At 56.6% G+C, this 23,865-nt stretch carries 19 protein-coding genes; 11 read left to right on the plus strand and 8 right to left on the minus strand.

The window, feature by feature from the left end:
• Positions 1 to 31: 31 nt before the first annotated feature.
• From radA to HMPREF9241_RS02895, 3 genes are all read right to left on the minus strand, one after another.
• Positions 32 to 1,402: a DNA repair protein RadA gene (gene radA / locus HMPREF9241_RS02885; RefSeq protein WP_006680781.1), complete on the minus strand. Its 1,371-nt coding sequence runs from the start codon at positions 1,400 to 1,402 to the stop codon at positions 32 to 34.
• Positions 1,403 to 1,483: 81 nt separating this feature from the next.
• Positions 1,484 to 2,158 (minus strand): potassium channel family protein, encoded by a 675-nt coding sequence (locus HMPREF9241_RS02890; protein WP_040318363.1) that lies wholly within the window; start codon positions 2,156 to 2,158, stop codon positions 1,484 to 1,486.
• A gap of 150 nt (positions 2,159 to 2,308) precedes the next feature.
• On the minus strand, positions 2,309 to 3,661 hold the full coding sequence (locus HMPREF9241_RS02895) for a TrkH family potassium uptake protein (protein WP_131367607.1): 1,353 nt from the start codon (positions 3,659 to 3,661) through the stop codon (positions 2,309 to 2,311).
• Between the two features lie 388 nt (positions 3,662 to 4,049).
• Here HMPREF9241_RS02895 and HMPREF9241_RS02900 point away from each other — a divergent pair, with 388 nt between their 5' ends.
• The 3 genes from HMPREF9241_RS02900 to HMPREF9241_RS02905 all read left to right on the plus strand — a co-directional run bounded on the left by HMPREF9241_RS02900 (position 4,050) and on the right by HMPREF9241_RS02905 (position 5,243).
• Positions 4,050 to 4,277 (plus strand): helix-turn-helix domain-containing protein, encoded by a 228-nt coding sequence (locus tag HMPREF9241_RS02900; RefSeq protein WP_006680784.1) that lies wholly within the window; start codon positions 4,050 to 4,052, stop codon positions 4,275 to 4,277.
• Positions 4,278 to 4,366: 89 nt separating this feature from the next.
• Positions 4,367 to 4,465 (plus strand): 30S ribosomal protein bS22, encoded by a 99-nt coding sequence (locus tag HMPREF9241_RS09010; RefSeq protein WP_003792170.1) that lies wholly within the window; start codon positions 4,367 to 4,369, stop codon positions 4,463 to 4,465.
• A gap of 109 nt (positions 4,466 to 4,574) precedes the next feature.
• Positions 4,575 to 5,243: a histidine phosphatase family protein gene (locus tag HMPREF9241_RS02905; protein ID WP_006680785.1), complete on the plus strand. Its 669-nt coding sequence runs from the start codon at positions 4,575 to 4,577 to the stop codon at positions 5,241 to 5,243.
• A gap of 21 nt (positions 5,244 to 5,264) precedes the next feature.
• Here HMPREF9241_RS02905 and HMPREF9241_RS02910 read toward each other — a convergent pair whose 3' ends face one another.
• From HMPREF9241_RS02910 to HMPREF9241_RS02920, 3 genes are all read right to left on the minus strand, one after another.
• A complete protein-coding gene (locus tag HMPREF9241_RS02910; RefSeq protein WP_006680786.1) occupies positions 5,265 to 5,735 on the minus strand; it encodes a hypothetical protein in 471 nt (156 codons plus the stop codon).
• A gap of 155 nt (positions 5,736 to 5,890) precedes the next feature.
• Positions 5,891 to 6,784 carry a 1,4-dihydroxy-2-naphthoate polyprenyltransferase gene (locus tag HMPREF9241_RS02915; RefSeq protein ID WP_006680787.1) on the minus strand — a complete coding sequence of 298 codons (894 nt, stop codon included), beginning with the start codon at positions 6,782 to 6,784 and terminating at the stop codon, positions 5,891 to 5,893.
• Between the two features lie 148 nt (positions 6,785 to 6,932).
• Positions 6,933 to 8,249: an AMP-binding protein gene (locus tag HMPREF9241_RS02920; RefSeq protein ID WP_006680788.1), complete on the minus strand. Its 1,317-nt coding sequence runs from the start codon at positions 8,247 to 8,249 to the stop codon at positions 6,933 to 6,935.
• A 97-nt stretch (positions 8,250 to 8,346) separates the two neighbouring features.
• Here HMPREF9241_RS02920 and HMPREF9241_RS02925 point away from each other — a divergent pair, with 97 nt between their 5' ends.
• Positions 8,347 to 8,592, plus strand: a complete 246-nt coding sequence (locus tag HMPREF9241_RS02925; protein WP_131367608.1) for a hypothetical protein — start codon at positions 8,347 to 8,349, stop codon at positions 8,590 to 8,592.
• On the opposite strand, the gene HMPREF9241_RS02930 is transcribed toward HMPREF9241_RS02925, so the two are convergent.
• On the minus strand, positions 8,545 to 9,525 hold the full coding sequence (locus HMPREF9241_RS02930) for a 1,4-dihydroxy-2-naphthoyl-CoA synthase (RefSeq protein ID WP_006680790.1): 981 nt from the start codon (positions 9,523 to 9,525) through the stop codon (positions 8,545 to 8,547). The genes HMPREF9241_RS02925 and HMPREF9241_RS02930 overlap by 48 nt on opposite strands.
• A 154-nt stretch (positions 9,526 to 9,679) precedes the next feature.
• On the opposite strand from HMPREF9241_RS02930, the gene HMPREF9241_RS02935 reads away from it, so the two are divergent.
• The 4 genes from HMPREF9241_RS02935 to HMPREF9241_RS02950 all read left to right on the plus strand — a co-directional run bounded on the left by HMPREF9241_RS02935 (position 9,680) and on the right by HMPREF9241_RS02950 (position 19,255).
• A complete protein-coding gene (locus tag HMPREF9241_RS02935; RefSeq protein WP_006680791.1) occupies positions 9,680 to 10,756 on the plus strand; it encodes an o-succinylbenzoate synthase in 1,077 nt (358 codons plus the stop codon).
• A complete protein-coding gene (gene menD, locus HMPREF9241_RS02940) occupies positions 10,656 to 12,425 on the plus strand; it encodes a 2-succinyl-5-enolpyruvyl-6-hydroxy-3-cyclohexene-1-carboxylic-acid synthase (RefSeq protein ID WP_131367609.1) in 1,770 nt (589 codons plus the stop codon). Before HMPREF9241_RS02935 ends, menD begins: the two co-directional genes overlap by 101 nt.
• A 118-nt stretch (positions 12,426 to 12,543) precedes the next feature.
• On the plus strand, positions 12,544 to 14,340 hold the full coding sequence (locus HMPREF9241_RS09245) for a S1C family serine protease (RefSeq protein ID WP_006680793.1): 1,797 nt from the start codon (positions 12,544 to 12,546) through the stop codon (positions 14,338 to 14,340).
• 619 nt (positions 14,341 to 14,959) lie between these two features.
• Complete coding sequence (locus HMPREF9241_RS02950; RefSeq protein WP_165544425.1) at positions 14,960 to 19,255, plus strand: InlB B-repeat-containing protein; 4,296 nt, start codon at positions 14,960 to 14,962, stop codon at positions 19,253 to 19,255.
• Positions 19,256 to 19,725: 470 nt separating this feature from the next.
• Here HMPREF9241_RS02950 and HMPREF9241_RS02955 read toward each other — a convergent pair whose 3' ends face one another.
• On the minus strand, positions 19,726 to 20,979 hold the full coding sequence (locus tag HMPREF9241_RS02955; protein ID WP_006680795.1) for an isochorismate synthase: 1,254 nt from the start codon (positions 20,977 to 20,979) through the stop codon (positions 19,726 to 19,728).
• 229 nt (positions 20,980 to 21,208) lie between these two features.
• On the opposite strand from HMPREF9241_RS02955, the gene HMPREF9241_RS02960 reads away from it, so the two are divergent.
• The 3 genes from HMPREF9241_RS02960 to ndhC all read left to right on the plus strand — a co-directional run bounded on the left by HMPREF9241_RS02960 (position 21,209) and on the right by ndhC (position 23,851).
• Positions 21,209 to 21,928, plus strand: a complete 720-nt coding sequence (locus HMPREF9241_RS02960) for a class I SAM-dependent methyltransferase (protein WP_006680796.1) — start codon at positions 21,209 to 21,211, stop codon at positions 21,926 to 21,928.
• Between the two features lie 248 nt (positions 21,929 to 22,176).
• Positions 22,177 to 23,457, plus strand: a complete 1,281-nt coding sequence (locus HMPREF9241_RS02965; protein ID WP_006680797.1) for a geranylgeranyl reductase family protein — start codon at positions 22,177 to 22,179, stop codon at positions 23,455 to 23,457.
• A 34-nt stretch (positions 23,458 to 23,491) separates the two neighbouring features.
• Positions 23,492 to 23,851 (plus strand): NADH-quinone oxidoreductase subunit A, encoded by a 360-nt coding sequence (gene ndhC, locus HMPREF9241_RS02970; protein WP_006680798.1) that lies wholly within the window; start codon positions 23,492 to 23,494, stop codon positions 23,849 to 23,851.
• Positions 23,852 to 23,865 lie beyond the last annotated feature (14 nt).

Raw genomic sequence — 23,865 nt, forward strand, 5'->3', positions numbered from 1 at the left:
GGCCTTCCTTTATCGAGCATCTATTGAAATTTTACGGGAGACCAACACGAATGGCTGTTGAAAGATCAGAGACGGTGAACACGGTCATTCCCTCGATTGGTGGCAAATCTTCGCTTCCCTGTGCGGGAATGATCGCCGTTGTGAACCCCAGACGAGCGGCTTCCGTGAGGCGACGCCCAAGTCCGGTGCATGCTCGGATTTCTCCGGTTAAACCGATTTCACCCATCGCAACGAGTGACTCCCGTGGGGGAGTGCCCTTAAAAGCCGAGATGATCGCAATGGCGGTAGCAAGGTCAATGGCGGGCTCAGTTGTCTTGGCTCCACCAACGGTTGAGGCATACACGTCTAAGGAAGACGAATCGAGTCCCAATCGCGATTGTGCCACCGCCAAGATCATCGAAACACGCGAATGGTCGACGCCCGATGTTGTGCGCCGGGGAGATCCGCCCGCGCTAGGGGCAAGAAGAGCTTGAATCTCGATCGGCATGGGGCGTCGGCCTTCAAGCGACACGGTCGCGCACGATCCTGGGACATCACGCGACGTCTGTGACAAGAACAATCCGGAAGGATCCGGCAGAGCGCGGATCCCAGAATCGATCAGTTCAAAACAACCGACCTCGTCAGTTGGTCCGTAGCGGTTCTTGACTGCCCGCAATAGGCGTAGGCGTGAATGGCGTTCGCCCTCAAACTGACACACCACATCCACAAGGTGCTCAAGGACGCGAGGGCCGGCGATCCCGCCGTCTTTTGTTACGTGACCAACCAGAAGAATCGGCAGGTTTCGTTCCTTAGCCAAGCGAATCAGCCCAGCGGCAACAGCGCGTACCTGCGCGACACCACCCGCGCCACCATCAACCTGTGGAGACTGAATTGTCTGAACCGAATCAACCACCAGAAGCGAAGGAGAAGTCGCATCCACGTGCCCCAAAATGGTCGGCAGAGAATTGTCGTCGGCGAGCAGAAGATCATTGTGAATCGCTCCAATGCGTTCTGCGCGAGCCTTCACCTGCGACGATGATTCTTCACCCGTGATGTAAAGAACCGGCCCCTTTTTCCCTGAATCCCGCGCGGCGCGTGCGGCAACGTCTAAAAGAAGTGTTGATTTGCCAACGCCCGGTTCACCGGCAAGAAGGATCACCGCACCGGGAACAATGCCCCCACCCAAGACGCGGTCGACTTCCCCCACCCCTGTTGGACGAGACTGGGCTTGAGCAGAATCAACGTCAGCAATAGGTCGGGCAAGAACCCTGGGTGCAACCGGCGTGGCAACACCAGCGATGGCGCCACCCGCGCTGGCCTCTTCCACTGTTCCCCACGCCTGGCACTCGCGACACTGGCCGACCCATTTGGGTGAAGTCCACCCGCAGTCGGTGCATCGGTAGCTGATCTTTTCCTTAGCCATAGAACAACGCTACAGCCCACCGTGTAGAAACCCGATTGCAATTCCACATGACGTGGTGCAACCCGCTGAAGTGATGCGACTTTATGGACGGTTCGCGAAGTACTCCAGAAGGCGCGCATCGCCCGATACGATGATGACGTCTTCGGGATTAATGCGGGTCGTTGCATCGGCGTACTCGAACGGCATTCCCGGCCTGAGCAAGCCGAGCATATTCACGCCATACCGGCCTCGTAGATCCAGATCGGCCAACGTAAAACCGTGCACTTCCTTTGGTGGACGCAACTTCATAATCGCGAAGCCGTCCTTCTCCATCTCGATGTAGTCGATCATGCGACCACCAACGAGGTGAGCCGTGCGCTGGCCGGCATCAAACTCGGGATAGATGACGTGATGAGCGCCAATACGACGCAGGATTCGACCGTGTTCACGCGAGGTTGCCTTCGCCCAAATCGACGGCATCCCCATGTCAACCAAGTTTGCTGTGATGAGCACGGACGCTTCCAAGGACGAGCCGACGCCAACCACGGCAGCGCGGAAATCGCGAGCACCTAGCTGTTCAAGAGCCTCGATACTCGTTGCGTCGGCCTCCACCAGTGGGAACCTGCCGGCGAACGCCTGAACGCGAGCGGGGTTCTTTTCCACTGCCAGGATCTCGTATCCCAGCTTGTCGAGTGTGACCGCAACTGCCGACCCGAAACGACCCAATCCGATAGCCAGGGTGCCGGACGAAAGGTCCTTGATGTCATCTGATGCCATGGCGCAATTATGCCCTGTTTTTGTTTCCAATGGGTATGGGGCAGACAGGCCGCGGCGTGGGCGGGCAGGTAGGTGGCCGTTCGCACCAAGCGACGAGGCCGGCCGCACCTTCGTGGCCCTCTTTTTCCCGGTGGCCGATCATGCACAACGTTAGCCGATAATTGGGCGTTCCTCGGGCATGCGGATCACGCGAGAACGCTCACGAAGAGCCAGAGCTGCAGCAACCGTCATCGACCCCGTTCGGCCGGCAAACATCAGGGCGATCAAGACATACTTCGCTAGTGGAGGCAAAGTCGCCGTAATGCCTGTCGACAAGCCAACTGTTGCGAAGGCAGAAATTGTTTCGAACAGAATCGTGTCCAGCGAATAGTTCGTCAGGCTCAGCAAAATAACAACGGAAACGGCCACCATTGCCAGCCCCAACAGCGAGACGGCAACAGCAAGGCGGACAACCGACGGAGCAATGCGACGGCCAAAGGTTTCGATGTCCTGATCACCTCGAGCCTCGGCGATAACGGCGAGTACCAAGATGGCGAAAGTCGTCACCTTCACGCCACCGGCCGTCGATGCGCTGCCACCACCGATCATCATCAAGATGTCTTGAACGAAGTGCGTCTGCGGGCGCATCACCCCAACGTCAACCGCGGATAATCCCGAGGAACGTGTATTCACACCGGATAACAACGCATTCAAGATACGACTGGGAACAGGCAAGGCTCCCAGCGTCTCCGGGTTTGTCCACTCCGTCAATGCGAAAAGGACAGCGCCAATGAAGATCAAGGACACGTAGACCGACAGGGTCAGCTTCGTGTGGAGCGCCCACTTTTGCGGGGTGCGCCAACGGTGAGCAAGATCCTGGATGACGGGGAAACCAATGGCGCCGGTGAAGGTACCTAAAGCAATCGGAGCCAGCATCCACCAGTCGGAAACGTGGGGAGCAAGCCCACCAACTAGAATCACGAATCCCGCGTTATTGAACACTGAGATCGCCATGAAAAGCGCTTCCCATAGCGAGTGAAGAACGCCTTCACCCATGGTCAGGAAACGTGGCAGGAAAACCAGGAAAAGAAGCAACTCGCCCACAAGTGAGGTTGCGATAACAGCCTTCAACAGCCCCGTGATTTGGCCGAGGCCGTCGGACTTTGTTTCCTGGGCGGCCAGCATTCTTTGCGTCAAACCCAGGTGACGTGAAACGGCAAAACCGAGGATCGACGCCAGGGTCATCACGCCCAAGCCACCGATCATGATGCCCATTGCAATGACGACCTGACCGAACACTGTCCAATGGGTGGCCGTATCAACGGTCGTTAAACCTGTCACACACACGGCAGAAACCGCGGTGAAAAGAATGTCAACGAACGATGCCGAACGCGTTGACACGGACGCAAAAGGCAAGCAGAGAAGCCCCGTGATGACCGCAATGATCAGAGCGAAAATACCCAGAGCCAGACGCGCCGGCGAATAGCGGGCCTGAGAAACAAACCACGCACGGAACTTGTCCATCCGAGTGGTTTCTTTTTCGTGAGCCAAAGGGCGCGTGGACGCTGAGTGTGTCGCCAGGGACTCGTCTGCGTATTGCACAAGAGGGGTAGCGGCGAAGTCATCGGAGTGCGACGAGCGTTCAGACGATGCGGAATGCTTTCGCCTTATCGACACAACACTCGCCCCCTATCGCTTGGCATTCCATGATTCCTTGCCACGCTACCACCCCGCTATCACCAAAGAAACTCTCGGTTTTCGCCGGCGCGCGAGTGCGAAGTAAAGATATCTGAACGCATTCTTCCAGAATTATCCACAACCTGTCTTTAGGCATTAGTATTGACCCTGAGGCTACGCGCGCAAAAGGACCGGCGCCACTGGCTGCCTCACGAAGATATTTTTGGGAGTTCTCATGGTGTCGCATTCCGCCCCCCGTTTTCTAACGGTCGCTGAAGTGGCGGAAATTATGCGCGTCTCAAAAATGACCGTCTACCGTTTGATTCATTCTGGCGACCTGCCTGCGATCCGCGTCGGCAAGAGCTTCCGCGTGCCGGAAGCAGCGCTTGGCCAGATCATCGAATCGGGTCTTGCTGATCACACCGAGACTTCCATTTCGGTGAGTAGTGCCATTAACGGGTAAGATAGCAACGCTATGCCTGTAATGGGCATGATTCGTCAGGCGGTAGGAACCTCTGCCGCGAGCTAGTTTCAACAAGAGGGAGGAACCCCATGGGCTCCGTCATCAAGAAGCGCCGCAAGCGTATGGCAAAGAAGAAGCACCGCAAGCTGCTGCGCAAGACGCGTCACCAGCGTCGCAACAAGAAGTGAGCTTCAAGGCCCGGCCGATTCGGTCGGGCCTTCGCTTTTATCTGTCGGAGCCCGCTTTGGTCGGAGCCCGCTTTGCGCACACTCACATGATTCGTGTCAGACTTACCCCATGACGACAACGAAGATCCACGTGATGCGCCACGGCGAAGTCGATAATCCAGACGGCCTGCTCTATGGGCGTCTTCCCGGTTTTGGTTTGACGGAGCTCGGACATCAGATGGCTCAGCGTGGAGCCGACTATCTGAAAGAAACCGACGCGGATATCACGGCCGTCATTGCGTCGCCTCTTCTTCGTGCGCAGCAGACCGCGACCCCGACTGCTCGCGCCTACGAGCTTCCTATTCACTCGGATCTTCGCCTGATCGAAGCTGGAAATATCTTCGAAGGCCAGCCGGTGAATGCTGACCGCAGGGTTTTGATCAAGCCGAATGTGCTGAAGTACTATCGCAATCCATTTGAGCCATCGTGGGGCGAACCGTATGTGCAGATTGCGTCGCGCATGAGTGCCGCACTGTCAGGCGCGTTGAAACGCGCCTATGGTCACGAGGCCCTTGTTGTTTCGCACCAGAGTCCGATTACGTTGCTCACGCGTTTTGCTCGCAAGCAGATGCTGGCACACGCCCCATGGTCGAGGCACTGTTCCCTAGCGTCGATCACGACGTTTATTTTCGATGACGGCACACTGGTCGATATTGACTACGTTGAGCCAAGCGCTGACTTGCTTGTTCACGCACACGATATGACTCCCGGGGATTCCGAAGCGGCCCTCAAACGCTGAGTCTTTATCGCGCCGACCCGATCAAGCCTGGGGGTCGTTGCGGTTTGTGGTCTCGTCGTCATGGTTCGCGGACGTATCTGACGCGCCCGAGCCCTCTTCGAATGCGGATGGTGAATCGGGAGCGGAATCGTTAGACGCGTTCGCGCTTTCCTTGCTGGCCTTCTTGCGTTGGCGTTGAATGTCGCGCTCGAGCCGGAAAAGAAACTCCGGATCGTCATCGGGAGCAAGGGGTGCGGGCGTTTGTTTCTCCGAGGGGAGGCGGGTGACGGAGAAGCTGATGGGAGCCTCGCCGGCTTCCGCTTTGGCGACGAAACGCAAGGCGATCCACGCGATCGACCCGATCGACAACGACGGGATCGTCAAGATTATCAGCAGTAGCCAGATGTTCTTTGGCAACTTCGCCGGCACTTGATCTTCGGGCGTGCGAAGCCAATCCGTGATCGCGTAAATCGTGACCGCGGCCCAAATGACGATGCCAAGAATGCGTACCATTGCGCCAGTCTATCCAAGGAGCGTTGAAGCGTCGCAGCGAGGGCTTCGCGGGGAGGGCTTCGCGGTCAACGGATGCGAGCGAAATGCGCGGGGTGCTCAATCTCGCCATCGTGTACGAGGCTCAGGCTGAAAGTCCGAGCTGAGCGGCTAGGGGATCAGGCGAGGAGCAGGAAAGCGCTGACCTCGATCGCCCAGGCGAGCGTGTACAGGCCGGTGTTGCGCAAAACAGGAATCAAACGGGCGCCAGTTTCTCCACGCACGATCGGGAGAACTGCGAGAGCAGTCATGAATCCGGTGATGATGAGGGCAACAAGAATCAGTGGCCACGAATAGGTGAGGGTGAACAGCAATACTGCAAGGCTCATCACGGACAGAGTAAAGCAGGCGGTGAATATATTGCGCGACGTTGTATCACCCAGGCGAACAGCAAGAGTGCGTTTACCGGATTTGCGATCCGTTGGAATATCGCGGATGTTATTCGCCATCAGCAGTGCGACTGACAGGAAACCCAGCGTGGATGCCAGCATCCAAAGCCAGCCCGGTGCCTGAGGGATCTGAGTCCACGTGGTGCCCACGCACGCCATCAAACCGAAGAAAAGGAAAACGAACAGCTCGGACAAGCCGATCCCCATGTAGCCGTAGGGAGTGCGGCCACCCGTGTAGAACCATGTGGCAAGCACGGCCAAAATGCCCGGGATCAGAAGAATCCATGCGCCAGACAAAGCAAGCAGGGCTAAGCCGGCCACACCAGCAATCCCGAAACAAGTGAGCGCGGCAATCAGGACATTCTTCGGAGCGGTCAACTTTCCACCCGTAAGGCGCGCAGGCCCCAGGCGGAAATCGTCGGTGCCTCGAATACCGTCCGAATAATCATTCGAATAGTTTGCGCCGATCTGCAACGCCAAGGCAACGACAAGAGCAAGAACGGCGCGCACTGGCGCAACGGCACCCATGTGGATTGCTGACGCGGTACCGACCATCACGGGAGCAATAGCAGCAGGCAGAGTGCGAAGACGCGCCCCTTCGATCCAGTCGTTCAACGTTGCCATGAGTGGCAGTACCTGCTTTCCATTGTCTGAAAAAGTGACGGGCTCACGAGCGTTTGTCGCAAGCGTGCTTCACGAGAATACGCTGTCTAAGCTGAAAACAGCATTCTGCTTCGGTTGCATGTCAGGCACAAAAGCCAAGAAGTGTGCCTTAACGACGCCAGTCAAAGACCGTGTCTTCAGCATCCTTCAACAGTTTCGTGGCCGCCATGCGATCGATCTTCATCTCCGACAGGTAGGGGAGAACACCGGTCACAACAACACGGCGAGGAGCGTACACGCGCCCCAAGACCTCGCCCACGTCAGAACGCAGATGCCGAGCAAACTGATCGACTTCGTCCGCAGATGAAATAGGATTCTTCGGGACAACCAGCGTCGTGATTAACTCGCCCCACTTATCGTCAGGAGTCGACGTCACCCATGCGTCAGCTACCTCATCGCAAGATAGAACAGCTTCTAAGACCGGGGCAGGAGCAACAGAAAGACCACCGGAAACAATGACATCATCCGCGCGCCCCTGAATTTTCACGGTTGACTCACTCGTGATCACACCGATATCGCCCGTCAGCATCCAGGTTGTGCCTCCTTCAACAAAAAGAGGGGAATCCCCGTCCACATAACGAGTCATCAGCATCGGGCCTGAAAGAGCGATCCGCGCCTGAGAATCATGCTCAACAGTTCGCACCTCAACACCGGGCTGAGGCACCCCGTTATAGATGCACCCTCCGCACGTTTCCGTCATCCCATACGTCGTGACGATATTCAGACCACGGCCTCGTGCCACATCCAGCAGATCCGAACGCGTGTGCGCGCCACCAACCAAAATCGCAGAAAGCCCTGAAAGAGCCTCGATCACTTGATCGTCAGCCAAGCACGAGGCCAACTGAGTCGGAACCAACGACAGATAACCAGGAACTCCGTCCTCGGCCGTAGCCCCAGCGATCGCAGGAAGAAGCGCTCGCGGATCGAAGCCCGCAGACGTATCAACGATTTGCGGATTCGTTTCGGCAACGGCCGCGCGAAGCAAAACCATCGCTCCGGCAATGTGGTGGGCCGGCAATGCTAGAATCCATTTTCCCGGCCCGGAAAGGGCTTCGTGCGTTGCACGCGCGGACGCGATCAACGCATCGATCGACAAGCCCACAAGATGAGGTGTGCCTGCGGACGAACCGGACGTGGGAATGACCAGGTCGACACCGCTAAAGAAATCAGGCTCGGTGATCGCCGGATAGAGCGAGGGGAAACGCTCGGCTGGAAACGCCTCTTCGACGGTTGCCGAGGCCCCGCGCAGAGTTGATGGCGGAACATCCTTCGGATCACGCATCACAACCACCGTGTGAGGTGCGGGGTGATTCGGGTCAGCTTGGCGTTCTTCGTAAAGTTCCACCAGCTTGTGAAGAGCCGCATGTGCAAGAGCGACAGCTCCGATTGAGGTTCCTCCAGGTACGACCAGCGTTCGAGTTGTCAATGTGGATCCCCCTAGAATGCGTCTGTTCTGTACTGCGTACAGCCTAGGTTGCACGTATAAAAAGCGCTAAATTAAGCCAAGAATGGTCGTGGAATTTGTGGCAGATTTCCCAGTCCTCCTTGCGGGACTCAAATCGCTTGAAAAATGTACAACCGATCAGGTTGAGCCGACGTTGAACAAGCTGACTTCCAAGATGAAGTGGACGGTCGCAGGTATCGTTGCGGCTGTTCTTGTCGTCCTGGGTGTCTCCGGCGCATATGCCACTGAGCCTTCACCGCGTTCTGGCTTCCTCGGTTTAGAAGTAGTACGGGTGCCCGCTCCAATCGGGCTGACGATGCTCTAAGAATGCATCGCGTCCCTCTTGTGCTTCCGCAGTCATATACGCCATGCGAGTGGCCTCGCCCGCGAACACCTGCTGGCCTGCCATTCCATCATCTGCCAAATTGAATGCGAACTTGAGCATGCGGACTGCCTGTGGACTCTTGGTAGCGATTGTGCCAGCCCACTCGAGCGCGCGTTCCTCCAGTTGCGCGTGGGGAACCGACGCGTTGACAACGCCCCACTTTTCAGCAGTATCGCCGTCGTAGCGCTCGGCGAGGAAGAAGATCTCGCGTGCCCTTTTGTCACCGACCTGGCGGGCCAGTAGAGCTGACCCGTATCCGGCGTCAAAGGACCCCACATTCGCGTCAGTCTGCATAAACGCAGCATGCTCTTTCGACGCGACGGACAGGTCACAGACCACGTTCAGAGAATGCCCGCCACCGGCAGCCCACCCAGGAACTGCCGCGATGACAACTTTCGGCATGGTACGAATCAAACGCTGAACTTCAAGAATATGCAGGCGTCCAGCCTGAGCGGGATCTACTTGCTCGCGACGAACTACAGTGTCGGCTTGAGAGTCGGCTCCGTCCACTTCGTATCGATAGCCGTCGTTGCCTCGCACGCGTTGGTCTCCGCCCGAACAGAAGGAATAGCCACCGTCTTTGGAGCTGGGGCCATTGCCCGTCAGGATCACCGCAGCGACATCGCCCGTCATCCGTGCGTGGTCGAGGCAGCGATAGAGCTCATCAACGGTGTGGGGGCGGAAGGCGTTTCGAATGTCGGGGCGGTCAAATGCAATTCGAACGACGGGCATGTCGGCGCCCTTGGGCTGGCCGTCTTCGGCTTCGCCACGCGAAATACCGCGGTGGTATGTCATGTCGGTCAGCGTGAATCCTTCGACCTCGCGCCAACGGGCAGGGTCGAAAGTATCGGAGATGAAAGGCAGTGCGCTCATGCAACCAGCCTAGCGTCTTGCCTTCCGTGAAGCGCACGAGGCTGGGACTCCTTGTGGAAACCAGTTATCCATAGGTATCGCCTGTGAATAACGACAATCCACAACTGGGCGTCCTCACAGTTTGTTGAGACGCCAATTCGGGCACAATGGAAGTATGAGCGAATCCCATGGTGAATTGACGCGCATTGATATGGCATCTTTGCCGAGCCATGTTCGTCGCGTTCTTGATGGCGTCGATGATCTGCTTCTTCACCATCTGCCGATGAACGTGCGTTTTAGGCGCGTGACCAGCAGGGAAGGACTGCTATTACACGGGCCGTCCGGCTGGGCAGAAGCGTCGCCATTTTGGGATTATGACCCGGTTGAATCCTCAACCTGGCTGGCTGGCGCCTATTCGGTGGCGACTGGACCGCGCAGAACTTCACTGCACGATCGTGTTCCCGTGAATGTCACGATTCCGGTTGTTTGCGCATCCGATGCCTACCAGAGAGTCATCAGTTCGGGTGGTTGCGCTACGGCGAAGGTGAAAGTTGCGGATCCCAATACTGAACTGAGCGAAGATATTGCTCGAGTCGAAGCCGTTGCTCAGGCGCTTGTTGATACGGTCGGAGCCGAACGCGGTCGTATTCGAGTCGATGTGAATGCCGCATGGGATGTGGACTACGCGCGAAAAGCCGTTCCTCAGCTAGACCGTGCAGCAATGCAAGTGGGCGGTCTTGAATACGCAGAACAGCCGTGTGCCAGGGTCGAAGATTTGGCAACCTTGCGTCGTTCAATTGATGTGCCCATTGCTGCAGACGAATCAATTCGCAGGGCGGATGATCCTCAAGCAGTTGCGCGCGCTCAGGCCGCGGATGTTGCGATCATTAAGATTGCTCCGCTTGGTGGAATCGAACGAGCCCTACAGATTGGTGAGCAAACCGGCTTGGACCTAGTGGTTTCGTCCGCCTTGGAATCCAGTGTTGGCCTGGCCGTCGGTGTGCGGGCCGCTTCGCTTCTGCCAGGAATGATACGCGCGTGCGGATTGGCGACATCGCACTTCTTGGCTTGTGACGTTGTCCCTCAACGCCTGCTTCCTGTTGACGGGTTTTTGCCGGTGCGTGACGTTGAACCAGATCAGAGTCTGGTTGATGCCCGCCCCGTTGACGCTGAAATACGTGACCGGTGGCTTCACCGTCTTGACCTCATGTGTGCGCATCTCGAATCTGTCGCTGGAGGACATCATGCCTGAATCCCAGTCAATTGTTCTTGCCCAGCGCATTGTCGGTGCGCTGATTGCTGCGGGTGTCAATGACATCGTGTACTGCCCTGGGTCTCGTAGCGCGCCCCTTGCTTACGCTCTTGACTCAGCAGTGCGGGGCGACCTTGTCCGCGCCCATGTTCGCCTTGATGAGCGCTCAGCTGGATTCCTCGCACTCGGCTTGACCAGGAGATGGGCAAGCGAGCCCACCTGCCACGACGTCGAGGACCTGTCGCCGGTTGCGATTGTGACGACTTCGGGCGGGGCAGTGGCTGAGTTACATGCGTCGGTCGCCGAGGCCGCTCATTCTCACCGGCCTCTGATCGTTCTCAGTGCGGATCGTCCAGATGAAATGCGCGGTGTTGGAGCATCTCAAACCACGATTCAGTACGGCATTTTCGGTCCGCACGCTCCAACTGTCCTTGATTTGCCAGCGGATACCAAGCCCGATCAGCGCGTTGACTCGCGAGTAGCTCGAGCCGTGCATCGCGCATGCGGTAGACCGTCAGGTGTTGCAGGTCCCGTTCACATCAATGTTGCGTTCCGTGATCCGCTGACACCTCAGTCAGGTTCAGCGACACTTGAGCCTTTGTCTCTTGCCAAGGTGTCATCGCCGTCGATCTACCGGCCTCGTCGTCTCGGTCAGACGTGGGATGACGTCGTTGATTCGTCACTGCGAACTGTGATTGTGGCGGGCGATGGTGATGACCAGAGTGGGGAAGCTTGGGCGAATTATGCGAAGATCCCGATTTTTGCTGAACCGACCAGTGTTCTTGCGTGCGATCCGAATCGAATTGCTCACCAGCAGGTGCTCCTTGCCTCGCCCTTAGCAGATCAGATTCAACAGGTGATCGTTACCGGTCGTCCGACCCTGTCGCGTCCCGTGTCTGCGTTACTTGGGCGCAGTGACATTCGCTTGATTGTTGTCGACCCGCATGATGAGTGGGTTGATGTTGAGGGGTGTGCCAGTGAAGTGGTGGCATCGCTTGCTCCGCCACGCCAGGTTTCAACGGACGATGTGTGGCTGGAGCAGTGGAAGGAAGCTGGCCGAAGAGTCTCCCAGCAGATTCGCACGATTCTTGATGAATCCCCGATGTCAGTGCTTGTTCTTGCTGACTTAGTGTGGAGTTACGATTCGCGTCCGCTGATGGTGGGAGCATCTCACTCGATCCGTGCACTTGACCTGGTTGGTGTTGATGGGCATGGGCGCTCCGTTGTTTCTCACCGGGGCCTTGCGGGAATTGATGGCACGATCGCTTCTGCGATTGGTCTGGCACTTGTTCGCGAAGAGCCGACTGTTGCGCTGATGGGGGATCTGACGTTCTTCCACGATGTGGGCGCGTTGGCTATCCCAGCGGACGAGGCCACCCCCGATTTGTTGATCTTTGTTGCTGACGATGGTGGCGGGTCAATTTTCTCCACCCTTGAACACGGGCGCCCAGAAAACGCTCCGACGTTCGAGAGATGGTTTGCGACTGCTCAACCGCAGTCTCTTAAGCACCTGGCTCACGCCTACGGCGTGGATTATGTGGAATGTATGACGCGTCAAGACGTGATGCGCGAGCTTGATTCCGACGTACACGGGATCCGGATCTGTCATGTGAAATGCGCTCGACCTGTGCAAATTGCTGATGTGAGGAAGCTGGCGGATCAGATTTAGCACCACAGGAAACGCACAGGAAAGATTCAGTGAGTCGGCAAGAAGCGGGTGCACACTAATGTCATCAGCTTCCAAGAAGCACTCAGTTTTTAACACGCTAGCTAATGAAGGATCCGCAATGAGCGACTCACCCAACAATGGCAAACAGCGCGCCTTGTCATCGGAACCGACGAAAGCAGAAACCACCCCCACAGCTAAGCCAGCACCACGTGTCCAGACGCAGGCCAGTGGCACGGGCGCTTCGAGGACATCGGAATCGACTCCGCTCTCCCGCTGGGCGGGGCGTCCCGCTCAAGTCTCAGGTCCCACCACGCCGACAGAGTCGTCTCCAACTAGGCCGACAGAGCCGTTGCCTCACGCAAGGTTTGCGCGTCCATCCTCACCCGCTCAGCCGGCCAGCGCGACCGGTTCGACTCCCTCCCAACAGCAGGGGTCATACGGAACAGGTTCTGCGTACTCCGGCGTGACCTCCGGTGGCACCTACCAATCTGCAACGAGCGGCCAGCCCTACCAGCCGTCGAGCTCTCAGGCTTACCAGGGTGCGGAGGCCACTCAATCAGCAGGCTTTCAACAGCCGAATCAGCCAGGATCGCGTTCGCAAGGAGCCTCGTACGCGGGCGGGAAGGGGCCGACGACGGAGACTCACCCCTACACCTCACCTTTGAGTGCACCGACAAATACGCCGACGGTAGCTATTGCAAGGCGGAGTTCGAAGCGTCGCGGTCCTAGCTGGCTTGCAATGATCCTTGGCATGACGGTTACTGCTGCCGTGTCCCTGTCGGGAGCCTTCGCGATGATCAATGCCGGTCATGGAAAGGCAAACGAAACCGATTCGTCAGCAAACACGAAGACAAGCGCGTCAACCGTTCAGCCTGTTAGTACCAGCGGTGAAGACCCTGACTGGCAGGCGGTTGCGGCAGCTGTACAACCCGCGGTTGTCACGATTTCAGTGAGCTCCAGTTCGTCCTCCGGCGTTGGATCCGGCGTCATCTACGACGCTCAAGGCGACATTGTCACGAACTACCACGTCGTTTCAGGTGCGACCGGTGCCGATGCGACGATCCAGGTGACTCTCAGTGATGGTCGCTTGTACAACGCGACAGTCGTCGGAACTGACCCGACGACTGACCTTGCGGTTATTCGCCTGGAAAACGCTCCTTCCGACCTGACGGTCGCTGCCTTCGGTTCGTCGTCAGACTTGGCTGTCGGCCAGGAAGTCATGGCCGTGGGCGCTCCGCTGGGCCTGTCAAACACTGCAACCACCGGTATCATTTCCGCTCTGAACAGGCCAGTTGAAGTTTCGAGAAGCAAAGAAAACTCTCAAGAGGTCGACCCGAACGATCCGTTCGGTCAACTGCCCGGTTTTGGTGGTGGACAAGAAGAAAATCAGGCTCAGGCTCAGTCCTCCACGGATACTCAGATCACCAACGCTATCCAAGTTGATGCATCTATTAACCCTGGTAATTCCGGTGGCCCGCTGTTTGATGCGACCGGTAAGGTGATCGGAATCAACTCGTCGATTGCGTCGAATACCAGCTCGGACAAGGCCGGGTCGATCGGCTTGGGCTTCGCTATCCCCGTTGATTTGGTGACCTCCGTGGCCGATCAGCTAATCGCAACCGGCACCGTTGATCATGCGGTCCTGGGTGTTTCGGTGACCACGAAGGCTGTTGCCGTTGATGGTTCTAACGTTGCGGGCGCCTCGGTTGAGGAACTGACGCGTGGCGGTGCCGCTGCTCAGGCCGGGTTGCAGGCAGGGGACGTGATCACCGCCGTTGATGGAGAGTCGGTGTCCTCGTCGAAGCAGTTGACCGGGTACATCCGTCGCTACCGGAGTGGTCAGGAAGTAACGATCACTTACGTCCGCAATGGTGAGAAGCGGGATGTGACCGTCACGCTCGGCAAGGCGTCCTGACAGCTCTGCTGATTCGAACTCTTGGTGGGCCTACCCTTTGGGTGGGCCCACCTGTGTGTATGCACATGTCTCGGTTTGCGCTTGGTACGGACAGTTACTCCAAAAAGGTATGACATATCTCGCGGGAGTGCGGGGCTGGTGCTTTCTTGATGACGAGGAAGATAATGTAAGCATCCCACTGCATATGTGAGCCGGAGTTTTCCTCGTTGAAAACAAACGTGTGTCTAAGAATAAGAGGTAAGTGATGAAGAATCATCGAGCTCCGTGGACGAGGGGGACATGCCGGCGCCTACTTGCGCTCGCCGTCTCTGCCTCGGTAGTCCTGATTGGCGTACCAGCAAGCGCATGGGCTACTGAACAGATAGAAGGCTCAGAGAGTACGGTTTCTAAGGTGCAGGCTCCTGCGTCTCAGACTGCACCGACTGATTCGTCATCCCAGGCAGATGCATCGGACAATGGAATGGGAGTTTCGGCTTCAAATTCGAGCGATTCAGAGAATGCTACAACGGAAAACACGCAGTCGACTGGCTCTGGCGAACCAACCGCTTCGTCATCGCTTCCTTCTCAAGCCTCCCCCTCCGATTCAAATAAGATAGCTCAGCCACAGAGGCTTCCTCGTATGGCGCCGGCTACCAAGTCTTTGTCTGACGTCTGGGTGAATGCTGATTCTGGCAGTGATGATAATGCTGGCACTTCTGCAGATGCGCCACTTGCATCGCTGAAAGCTGGTTTAAATGCACTTGGTGACGGCGGAACTTTGCATATCGCAGGCACTTTTACAACCGGCACTCCGCTTACTATCCCAAGTGGTGCACACCTTGACGTGTACTCAGATGCCACCTTTACCGGTTCAAACGGCCAAAATGGCATCATTCTCTCTGCCGGTGCGAAGCTGGGGGCCTCTCATGGCGCTAAGCTCACGATGAGCGGTTTTGCAACTGCTCTCGACATTGCTTCTGGCGCGGAAGTCAATGATGGTATCTACATCCTTGATCGGAACGCGATTGCTTTTAACTTGAAAGGCAAATTCAACGGTTCGTCGCGAGAAGCGCTGACCGTATCTGCCCTAGAGAGCACTGGGCGAGCTTTCACCTATGGGAAAGGTTCTAGCTTTAACAACTGCACGGTGAATGTGCAAGCGAAGGACGAAAAGAGCGAGCAGTACGCTCCGCTTGTGATGAATAATGCGTCGCTCACCACGCGCGGAGTCTGGTACTACCTGAACCCTGAAAAAGACACGTATTCTCTCGATTTGAATAACTCTGACTTGTATGTCTACAAAGCCACTGGTTCTTCTGCATATAAGCAGACGATGGCAATTTTCGGCCAGCTTCGAATCGTCAACGGCTCTACGCTCACTTCTGACGGATCGCGTATTTCTCAGGGTGATCATTCAACCATGGAAGTCACCGACTCCACGATGGTCTTCAAAAACAGCACCGCAGGTGGCTACAACATCAACTACGAGAATTCAAACGCCACGTTTACGAACTCGACTCTCGTCGGTGAAAACCTGCGGTACATTCCACTATTCGGAGCTGGTCGTAACAACCCAGAAGGCCAGTTCATTAAGTTTGTTGGCAACAGCGTTGTCAACACTGCTGCGGTAGATAAAACAGCCGATAATGGTGGTGCGAACGCTCCTGCGCAGTACGTTGTAACCGGTGGCTCGTTCAAGATCGCTTACGATCCGACCTACAACTATAACGTCACTACGCCGACGAACGGTGCCGAGAACGGTAATGAGCGACTGAGCCTGCTGACCTTGGCTGATTCTTCAACGAATGTGTTGAATCCGAAGAACATTAACGGTGACAGGTACACCTATAACGTTGCGCGTGCCTCAGATGATGGTCTCAAACACGTGTGGGTGCCAAGCGCCAAGGTTACCTACGTATTGAACAACTCCAACGCCTCATTCGCAGACGGGTCACAACAGTCCAAGACTGCCACCACAATTCGCGGTTATGCCCTCGACATGATTGCTGGAAATGTGGATCCCGGTACTCCGACCGACGCGAATGGAGTCGAGTTCCTTGGATGGTTCTACAGGGATGACGCTGGTGCGGAACACGAGTTTGATGCTTCATCTGCCGTGGATACGAACCTTGAGGTTTACGCTAAGTGGAATGCAGCGTCGGTGATCTACCACAACAACAACGGTGGCACGAACTTCGTCAGTGCCGTTGCTCCCTCGGCTCAGTCAGCGACTGTTCTGGACTTTGACTCGATCAGCGCTCAAGATTCAACATTTGCTGTTCCAGGAAAGACGTTTAAACATTGGACGACGGATCCTGCAGGGCAGGGCAAGCCGATTGCTCCGGGCGAGACTCTTTCCATTACGGGTGCATCAAGCATCGACTTGTATGCGCAGTACGACGTCAACCTGTATCAGGTTGCATTCTCTGCAAATGGTGGTCGCTTCTCCGATGATTCCGTTTTCAAGACGAATCCAGACGTGTTCACGGTTATTACCGATCCCAACGGTGGCGACGTCGCAGTACTGAAGAAGAAGGCAGAATACGGCGACGAGTTCCGCTCTCTTCTTGGTGCGCTCGACTACAACACGCTTGTGCCGGATCAGAAGGCTCAGAAGAACGGATGGATACTCGGCGACACGACGAATTGGTACACAACCCCCACCGGTGGAAAGAAATATAACTTCAAGGACCGGAAGTCGTGGCTGTTCTCCAGACCAGGCGATAACCCACAAATCACGAAAGATATGACCTTCTACCTCGGATGGAAAGAAGATCCGAAGGTTGACAAGATCGAGAACGATGCTGAAATCCCTGGAGATATCTGGGGTGTCAACCCTGCCGAAAGCTCCAAGGAACAATTTGTTCGCGTTGGCGACACATTCAGCGTGACCGGTGTTATTAACGCAGATTCCATCAAAGATCAGATGAACGTGATTGAATCGTTGTTCCCTGAGGTTACGGGTAGTGATCGTTCTGCGGTCATGATGGATCGAAGCGCTAACAGCGAAAACTCGAAGCTTTCACAGATTGCTTTGACTTCCCCGACATCGACGTTCACTGCAACGTTGACCATGCCGGAGGGCGTCACTATCCCTGAGTCTCCTCAGGGGACCCCGGCAGGTTTGGGTGATGCTTTCGAGGTCACGGACGTGAAGGTTGACGATCGCGACATCACCGTGACCCTGAGCCTGAAAGCGGGAATGACGGATTACGCCAAACTCAAGGCGGCTGTAGAATCTGTTACCCCGATGGCTGATGGCGGTTTAACGCTGACGGTTAATGGTTTGGGTATCGATGGTGACAAGGTTGCCAACGGTGACAAGCTCACGTTAAGCGGAAAGGTTACCGGTTCATTCTCGGCAGTTGCTACAAGCCCCGGTGGCACCTCAAAGCGTTTCAAGTTCGCTTGGAATGCGGTGCAAGATGGTTCGACAAGGGATCCGAACTCGAGCAACGTCAAGGCAATTGAGTACACGCTCGTCGTAGTGAAGCCGTATCAGGGGATTCTGCCCGCCGATATTCTGGTTGGTGAAGAAACTCAGCATAATGCTGCGTATCCGGTGCGCCGTGGGGAATCGCTCGACTTTGTAGGCGCACTGAATGTTGAGCCTATTAAAGAACAAATGAAGGCAATCGAGGCTCTTTATCCTGGGGTTGCTGATTACAAGAAACTTGGGATTCAGGTTCGCAACTTTGCCTTCGAAGCAACCTTCACTATTCCGGAAGGCCTCTCGCTTCCGGCAGAAGTCACGCCACAAGTTCAGGACTTTGGTGAAGGCTTCAAGGTTGAGGAAACATCAGTTCACGGTCGAACCCTTACGGTGAAGATGACGCTGAATAAGGACGTCACGAACTACGCACAGTTGCAAAAGATTGTTATGGATGCTGGTGCGAAGGATCACTGGATGAAGATGGTTATCCCCGGTGTCACGGTTAATTCGGATGCTCCGGCTGGTAAGCAGCTGACGCTCTTTGGTGAAGTCACCGGCGCGTTCGAAGCGACAGCTACCTCTGAAGCTGGAACGGCTAAGGAATTCAACTTTTCCTGGGGTGCGGAACAGTGGCCTGATGGCAGGGATGCTGTGGCTGATGCTTCGGACAAGTCCATTCGTTTCACAGTCATCACTCCGGATCAGGCGCTGTTGCCCGCCGACATTCTGGTCAATGGTGATACCGAGAATTCAGCTATCCACATGACCAAGCGCGAAAGTGAATTGAACTTCTCGGCTGACCTTGATGTCAGCGTGATTCAGAAGAAGATGGAAGAGATCGAAAAGAGCAACAACGTGCCCGCGGAGCACTTCGATCGAGTGATGGTGAAGCGGATCGAGAGTGAATTCACGACTCGCATTAGCGTTCCTGAAGAACTTCGAGCAGTCTGGCCGAAGGACAAGGCAAGCTACGCCCTGACCGGAACGGATGCTTTTGAGATCTCGGATGTGGCGTATGCAGATGGTGTCGTCACTCTTTCGATGAAGCTTAAGGGCGACTACCCAACGTACAAGGCTTTGCGTCAAGCAATTCATGATGACACGAAGTCGAGCTTGATTCTGACAGTGGCTGGCTTCAAGGTGCCAGACACCGCGCCACTTGACCAGAACATCACCGTGAGTGGCGAGGTTTCTGGATACATGAAGGCGTTGGCGACAGCTGAAGGTGGTCGTTCGGCATCGTTCTCGATGGAATGGGTTTCTGTCCAGAAGGAAGGCGGACGCGACAAGATCCTTGAGGGAACTGACAGCTCGGCAGTTCAGCTCACCTTGAAGGTCACGAAAGATCCTGCAGTGATCGATGTCAAGCCGCCATCGCCTGCAAAACTCCCGAAGACGGGTGCTGCGCACATTGGGCTGTCTTTGTACGTGTCGCTAGCTTTCCTTGTTGCAGGTGGCACCATGGTGGCGTCCCAACGACGTACTCGCAAGGAGTTCAACTGATCGACGGGCAGAGCGTTATTCGGTATAGCGTGCTGTACCAGTAGCTGAAGCGTCTGTCAGACGGAACAAGACCCTGGCTTCTGCGGACACATTATGTGCCTGTAGAAGCCAGGGTCTTACTGTCTATCAACCGTTGATTTTTGGAGCGGTCTAGGGGTCTCTCTTCTGCTGCAAGTGCGCCGACTGCGCTTGGTGCCGTGCCACGATCCTGGCCTTGGCACTAGTTGCATCTGATGCGACGGATGTGTGTCTAAAAGCTCGGATTTGTCGCGTTGGGTGTAGTTGGTGCCGTGTGTGGGTTGGTTTTTTGTTCCCGACTGCACTTGGTGCGACGGTTTTGCTTGGATAGTCGTGTTTGTGTCGCGTGGGGTGTAGTTGGGGCCGTGTCACGATCCTGACCCTGGCACCTGTTACACCTGGTGCGACGCTCTACCCGCCAAGCGACAAAGTGAGTCCGCCAAGGATGTCTCTCACAAGCCGAGTGCGTCCAGCAATGGCGCCATCTTCTGGCGCGTTTCTGCAAGCTCAATCTCAGGATCAGAATCCGGCATAATCCCGCCACCTGCAAAAATGCGCAGTGTATGCCCGTCGTCTTCAACAAGGCCACAGCGGAGGGCAATGCAGAATTCCCCCTCACCGTCGGCGTCGATCCAACCGACTGGTCCGGAATAGCGTCCGCGCGCGGTTTGCTCGTGAACTTTCAGCAGCTCAAGCGCCTCGAGGCGCGGTGTCCCGCAGACTGCTGCGGTCGGATGTAAAGCGGCGACTGCATCCAACAGGTTCGCATCTGCCAAAGTGGCGTCAATGTCGGAAGCAAAGTGGACGACGTTCGGGAGCTCCAAAATGAAGGGATCATCGGGTGCGTTGACTTCAGATGCGAGGGGAGCAAGCGCCGAAACAACGGAATCAACCGCCAAAGTGTGTTCGCGACGATCCTTCGCGGATGCGAGCAATTCATCGGTGTGGCCGGCGGGCGCAGTTCCAGCCAAGACTCGCGAACGTAGCTGAGAAACGTGCACGGACGCGAGCATTTCAGGAGTGGCGCCCACAAGGTCATGGACGGCGAAACGCCAGGTCTGCGGGTAGAGCCTATTGAGTCGAGCAAGAAGATACCGCTGGTCAATCGCGGTTTCAGCCCGTACGAGCATGTCGCGCGCCATGACGGCCTTCGCGGCATCCCCAGCCTGGAGGCGCCCCGCGAGTTCTTTGACGCTGGACGCCCATTCGGCTTGCGTCATCCTGCCGGTATCGGTCACGAGGCCGTCCGGCCCGGTCAGTTCGCTGTCCTTAAAACTGGGGCGGAGCTGGGCGAGCACCTCAAGTGGATCACGAGCAGTATCCGAGCAGGACATTGAAACAGCCCAGCGTTCCTTGTTGGTCGCCACGATCACGAATTCGGGGATGCTCAGGTATGAAACAGAGGGGGAAGCGAAACCGTAGGACCCAAAAGCAAGGGGAAGGCTGAGGCCAGTGTGGTCGGCCTCGCCGATTGCGGAACGGCGCACCTGGTCCCACCACGATGCCGAATCGGAAATAGCGGACGGGGTGTTGGATGACCATTCGGCGGCGGTGCCCCAGCCGACCATTGATTGACGCCATCCGAACCACACGAAAGGCGAAACGCCGTCGGGGATCAGTTCAAGCAGCGGCGTGTTTTCCCAGCGGGTGCCTTGAAGTGAGGCTGCACGCACACGCAAAGTGGGAACGGAAAGCTCGGTGGGCATGGGTCAATCTTACCCGTGCGACTTTGCTGGGGTGTGTGCGCCTCACCTGGGTGTGGGTGTGAGGGTGAACCAATGCGGGCGTCTTACTGGTGAGGACGGGCGCGGGGATGCGCGAAGTGTGAACGGGCAGTGCGATGTGGGCGCGGGAGCGGGGATGCGCGAAGTGTGAACGAGCAGTGCGATATGGGTGCAGGTATGACACGAGGGGCCGACGTGGGAAGATAGGGGTATGGAGAATGAACCTTCGGGCGCACTGCGCGCTGACCTCACGAAATCAACCACCGACGTCGCATCGATGTTCGACCGTGTTGCCGAGCGCTATGACCTTATGGATGCGCTGATGACAGGCGGTATGGATCACGTGTGGATGGTCGCGTTGCGCAACGCGGTGAAGCCGGCACCGGGGGAGAGGATCCTTGACCTTGCTGCGGGCACGGGCGCTTCGTCGGCAGCCTTGGCGAAGGGCGGGGCGGAGGTTGTGGCTTGCGACCTGTCCGAAGGCATGATCGAGGTTGGTCGCCAGCGTCACCCCGACATTGAGTTCGTCCAGGGTAATGCGCTTGACCTGCAGTTCGAAGATGGGTCCTTTGATGCGGTGACGATTTCGTGGGGTCTGCGTAATATCCCAGATCCGGCTCGCGCGCTACGTGAGATGGCGCGAGTTGTTCGTCCACGAGGCCGCCTGGTTGTCTGCGAGTTTTCAACCCCGCCGAACGCGGTTTTCCGTAGGCTCTACAACTTCTACCAGTCCACCGTGATGCCGGTGATGGCGAAAGTAATGTCGTCGAATGATGTCGCCTATGACTATCTGATCGAGTCGATTCGTGATTGGCCGGATCAGCAAGATGTTGCTCGAATGATCGCCGCGAACGGCTGGACCGATGTCCAGTATCGAAACCTTACTGGCGGAATCGCGGCACTGCACCGAGCTGTGAAGCCGTTGCCCTAAGGGCACCACAGATCAATGAGGAGGAAGGCGTACCGAATTAGGTACGTCTTCTTTTTCCGAATTGAATGCATCTTTGTTAACGCTCGCATTTCACTTTTCCCGAAAATCCGCCTTTCTTGAAGAACGGGCGCACTCGTTGGCGCAACAGGCTACGCTTTCAATTCGGATCGCGGTGCAGTGCACACCGCTCCGACTTGCACATCTGCGCAGCCCGTACAGCTGCGCTCACTTTTTTGGGAGGGCTACCAGTGGTCAATGACCTTACTGGCGTAACGGATGCCGACGTCATTATCGTCGGTGCCGGACCTGCGGGTTCCTCCACCGCATATCACCTGGCAAAGCTAGGGATTGACGTCCTCGTCCTTGAAAAAGCAGAGTTTCCGCGCGACAAGATTTGCGGTGACGGCCTGACTCCCGCGGCCGTCCACGAATTGATCGCGATGGGCATGGACATCTCCACGTGGAACCGAAACCGAGGGCTGACCGTCGTCGGCGGAGGACACACGATTTCCCTTGACTGGCCTGATCAGAAGTCGCTTCCGGGCTATGGGATGACGCGCGCACGCATGCAGCTGGACCACGATCTGATCCAGCATGCAGTGCATGCGGGCGCCCGTCTGATGGAGGGAATTACCGTCACCGGCGCACTGACCAGTCCAATGGGTCGCGTGTGCGGTGTGAAGGCAAAGAAGGGGCGCGGTAAAGATGCCGAGGCCTTGGAAATGCGCGCCAAGATGGTTGTCGACTGCGGTGGTGTTTCTGCCAGGCTCGCTACCTCTCTCGGCATCGAAAAGGCGATCAAGCGCCCCATGGGTGTTGCGGCGCGCGCCTACTTCAAGTCGCCTCGTGGCAACGAAGACTACATGGAATCCCAGCTGGAACTCTGGTCGGGCGTGCCCGGGCAATCGGACCTGCTTCCCGGTTACGGCTGGGTCTTTCCCATGGGCGACGGAATCGTCAACGTTGGTTTGGGCTCTGTTGCCTCTACAGCCAATGCGACGCAGCTTCCCTACAAGAAGGTCTTCGAACAGTGGATCGCGAACGTGCCTGAGGAATGGGGATTCACCCCTGAAAATCAGATCGGCCCGCTCCGCTCAGCTGCCCTCCCGATGAGCTTCAATCGCAAGCCACACTACGTGTCGGGCCTCGTACTCGTTGGTGACGCAGGTGGCATGGTGTCTCCGTTTAATGGCGAAGGTATCGCACCGGCTCTGAAGGCGGGTCGCTTCGCTGCCTCGTGCATCGCCCAAGCCTTCTCGCGCACCACGTCGGCAGGCATCGACCGCGCCATGAGCGAATATCCCGAACTTCTCCGCGAAGAATACGGTGGCTACTACCAGCTGGGCCGAGTCTTCGTGGCTCTCATTGAAAATCCGCGAATCATGCAGCTCTGCACCAACAGGGGTCTGCCAATTCCGCGACTTATGACTTTCGTTCACAAGCTACTTTCTGACGGCTATGAACGTAAGGGCGGCGACTTTGATGACCGCCTCATCACAATGTTGACAAAGATGGTGCCGTCCGTATGAACGCCCTTCACTTCTTTCAACCCCGGGAGGAACGATGACGAATCCCTATTTTCCGTTGCTGATTATGGCTGCGGCTGCACTCGTGCTGGCACTTGGTGGCCTTGGCGCATCGGCGATTCTCGGCCCGACGAAGAAGTCTAAGACCAAAGCTGACAACTATGAATGTGGCATTGAACCGACCTCGGGGCACCTTCACGAAGGTCGCTTCCCGGTTCGTTACTACCTGGTCGCCATGACGTTCATCATCTTCGACATTGAAGTCGTCTTCATGTACCCGTGGGCAGTGAGCTTCAGCCAGCTCGGCCTGTTCGGGCTTATTGCAATGCTGACGTTCATCGCGCTCATCACCGTGCCATACGTGTACGAGTGGCGACGCGGTGGCCTGGATTACTGAGGGACAGGAGCAGA

This window comes from Schaalia turicensis ACS-279-V-Col4, assembly GCF_000296505.1.
GTDB classification, from domain to species: Bacteria; Actinomycetota; Actinomycetes; order Actinomycetales; family Actinomycetaceae; genus Pauljensenia; species Pauljensenia turicensis_A.